The organism is Bradyrhizobium sp. ORS 375 (assembly GCF_000239775.1).
Taxonomy (GTDB): domain Bacteria; phylum Pseudomonadota; class Alphaproteobacteria; order Rhizobiales; family Xanthobacteraceae; genus Bradyrhizobium.
Genome location: NZ_CAFI01000380.1, coordinates 1 through 2,956 on the forward strand (window position 1 = coordinate 1; position 2,956 = coordinate 2,956).

The window sequence follows — 2,956 nt, forward strand, 5'->3', positions numbered from 1 at the left end:
CTGCGCGAGGTCGCATCCAAGACCAACGACCTGGCCGGCGACGGCACCACCACCGCGACCGTGCTCGCCCAGGCCATCGTCCGTGAGGGCGCCAAGGCGGTTGCCGCCGGCATGAACCCGATGGACCTCAAGCGCGGCATCGACACCGCGGTGGCCGCCGTCATCAAGGACATCGAGAAGCGCGCCAAGCCGGTCGCCTCCTCCGCCGAGGTCGCCCAGGTCGGCACCATCTCCGCCAACGGCGACGCCGCGATCGGCAAGATGATCGCCCAGGCGATGCAGAAGGTCGGCAACGAGGGCGTGATCACGGTCGAGGAGAACAAGTCGCTCGAGACCGAGGTCGACATCGTCGAAGGCATGAAGTTCGACCGCGGCTACCTCAGCCCGTACTTCGTGACCAACGCCGAGAAGATGACCGCCGAGCTCGACGACGTCTACGTGCTGCTGCACGAGAAGAAGCTGTCGGGCCTGCAGGCCATGCTGCCGGTGCTCGAAGCCGTGGTGCAGTCGGGCCGTCCGCTCTTGATCATCGCCGAGGACGTCGAGGGCGAGGCGCTGGCCACCCTCGTCGTGAACCGCCTGCGTGGCGGCCTCAAGGTCGCCGCCGTCAAGGCGCCGGGCTTCGGTGACCGCCGCAAGGCCATGCTCGAGGACATCGCGATCCTGACCGGCGGCCAGCTGATCTCGGACGATCTCGGCATGAAGCTCGAGAACGTCACGATCAAGATGCTCGGCCGCGCCAAGAAGGTCGTGATCGACAAGGAGAACACCACGATCGTCAACGGCGCCGGCAAGAAGGCCGACATCGAGGCGCGCGTCGGCCAGATCAAGGCGCAGATCGAGGAGACCACCTCGGACTACGACCGTGAGAAGCTGCAGGAGCGTCTCGCCAAGCTCGCGGGCGGCGTCGCGGTGATCCGCGTCGGCGGCGCGACCGAGGTCGAGGTCAAGGAGAAGAAGGACCGCGTCGAGGACGCCCTCAACGCGACCCGCGCCGCGGTGCAGGAAGGCATCGTTCCCGGCGGCGGCGTGGCCCTGCTGCGCGCCAAGAAGGCGGTCGGCCGCATCACCAACCCGAACTCGGACGTCCAGGCCGGCATCAACATCGTGCTGAAGGCGCTCGAGGCTCCGATGCGCCAGATCGCCGAGAACGCCGGCGTCGAAGGCTCGATCGTGGTCGGCAAGATCCTGGAGGAGAAGTCCGAGACCTTCGGCTTCGACGCCCAGACCGAGGACTATGTCGACATGGTCGCCAAGGGCATCATCGACCCGGCCAAGGTGGTCCGCACCGCGCTGCAGGACGCCTCGTCGGTCGCCGGCCTCCTGGTCACCACCGAGGCCATGGTCGCCGAGCTGCCGAAGGACGCGGCCCCGGCGATGCCGGCCGGCGGCGGCATGGGTGGCATGGGCGGCATGGGCTTCTGATCCTGGCCTCCATCGCCAAGCCACCATCACCAAGACTTCAGGAAGGCCGCCTCCGGGCGGCCTTCTTTTTGGCGGAGTGTCCAAGTGGGGGTGCAGTGATGGCAGATTGGCGCTACAGCTAGCGGCCGATTCCGCTCCCACAAGGATTTTCAGATGCGCGCTATTTTGCTTGCGTTGGCCGTGATTGCAGCGGCTGCGCCGGAACTCGGTTGGGCCCAGAGCAAGAGCGGGACCAAGGCCGCCCCCGCCGTCGAGACACGCTATTTCACCGCGATCGATGGCCTGATGGACGGCAATGCCGACGTGATCCTCAAGGAGACGCGCCAGGGCAAGACCGTCACCGCGGCGACGCTCGACGTTTGCTACCCCGTCGCCAAGAATTCGGACCGCAAGGACCGCTTCGTCGTCACCCTCACCGTCAACGGCCAGACCCTGACCGGCGCGACGCAGAGCAACGGCGCCAAGGAGCCGGTCACGGTGAAGCTCACCCGCAAGCCGACCGGAGACACGTTCGAGTTCCGTGGCCAGATCGCGATCGGCAAGACCATCACCGAAGTGGCCTCGACGGACAACTCCGACGTCAGCGAGAAGGAGTTTCAGGAGAGCCAGTCGACGGATGACGGCATCAGCGCGCAGCCGAAGGACTTCACCGACGTCTCGCCGGAAGCCGTGTCCGTCCGCCTCAAGCTCGACGCGGTGACCGACTTCCTCAAGAGCCTCAAAGGCGAGAACGTCGAAGTCTCGCTCTCCAGCCTGATCGTGAGCTGCGATGCCCTGCGTGCGGGCGAGCAGACCATCAGCATGACCGTCGACCCCGACCGCGCCGGCGCCCTGATCGCCAAGGCGCGCGCCACCACCGGTGTCGTGACGGCCGGCTGGACGGCCGGCACGGTCGAGATGGACCGCACGATCCGCTTCGCCGCGGGCGACTGGCGCGACGGCGACAAGATCAACAAGGACAAGCTCGCCGCCGCGATCTCCGACGTCCTTGCCAAGACCTACAACGCCAAGCCGACCAGCGCGGTGTGGAATCCAGTCACCGGCAAGCTGAAGCTGACCTTGAAGCGGCCGAGCCAGCTGATGCCGAGCCTCGAGCTCACGGACGTGATCGAGGTCACCGGCCTCGTGTCGCCCGACAAGCCGGGCAGCGCGGACGCGCTGATCTTGTGGATCAGCAGCCCGACGACGACCACGGTGGACGAAAGCTCCACCGCCAAGCTGATGCTGTCGGATGAATCGTCCGGCGACGAGGAAAGCGACACCCGCGACGACGGCAGCGCCATCGACGAGCTGGCCAAGGTCTTCAAAGCCAAGCGCTGGGACGCCGACAATTCGGTGTGGAAGTAACGCGAGCCATCACCGCAGCCGCCGCGATCTCGGTCTCACCCTCCCCTGGAGGGGGAGGGTCGATCGCACGCGAAGCGGGCGAGCGGGGTGGGGTGAGCCGCGGAAACCGGTGCGAGTGGAGAGATCACCCCACCCCGGCTCACATTTCGCTTCGCTCAACGTGAGCCGACCCTCCCCCTCCAGG

The 2,956-nt window shown here is 66.9% G+C and carries 2 protein-coding genes; both read left to right on the forward strand.

Annotation, left to right across the window (positions count from 1 at the left end):
* A partial coding sequence (groL, locus tag BRAO375_RS26110) for a chaperonin GroEL (RefSeq protein ID WP_035642272.1) occupies window positions 1–1,425 on the forward strand: 1,425 nt, incomplete at its 5' end.
* Between the two features lie 153 nt (window positions 1,426–1,578).
* On the forward strand, window positions 1,579–2,772 hold the full coding sequence (locus BRAO375_RS26115) for a hypothetical protein (protein ID WP_009030443.1): 1,194 nt from the start codon (window positions 1,579–1,581) through the stop codon (window positions 2,770–2,772).
* Window positions 2,773–2,956: the final 184 nt, after the last annotated feature.

What these genes read in the sequence shown, in the direction of transcription:
- BRAO375_RS26115 (WP_009030443.1), top strand. Translation starts at nt 1,579, where the DNA reads ATGCGCGCTATTTTGCTTGCGTTGGCCGTGATTGCAGCGGCTGCGCCG.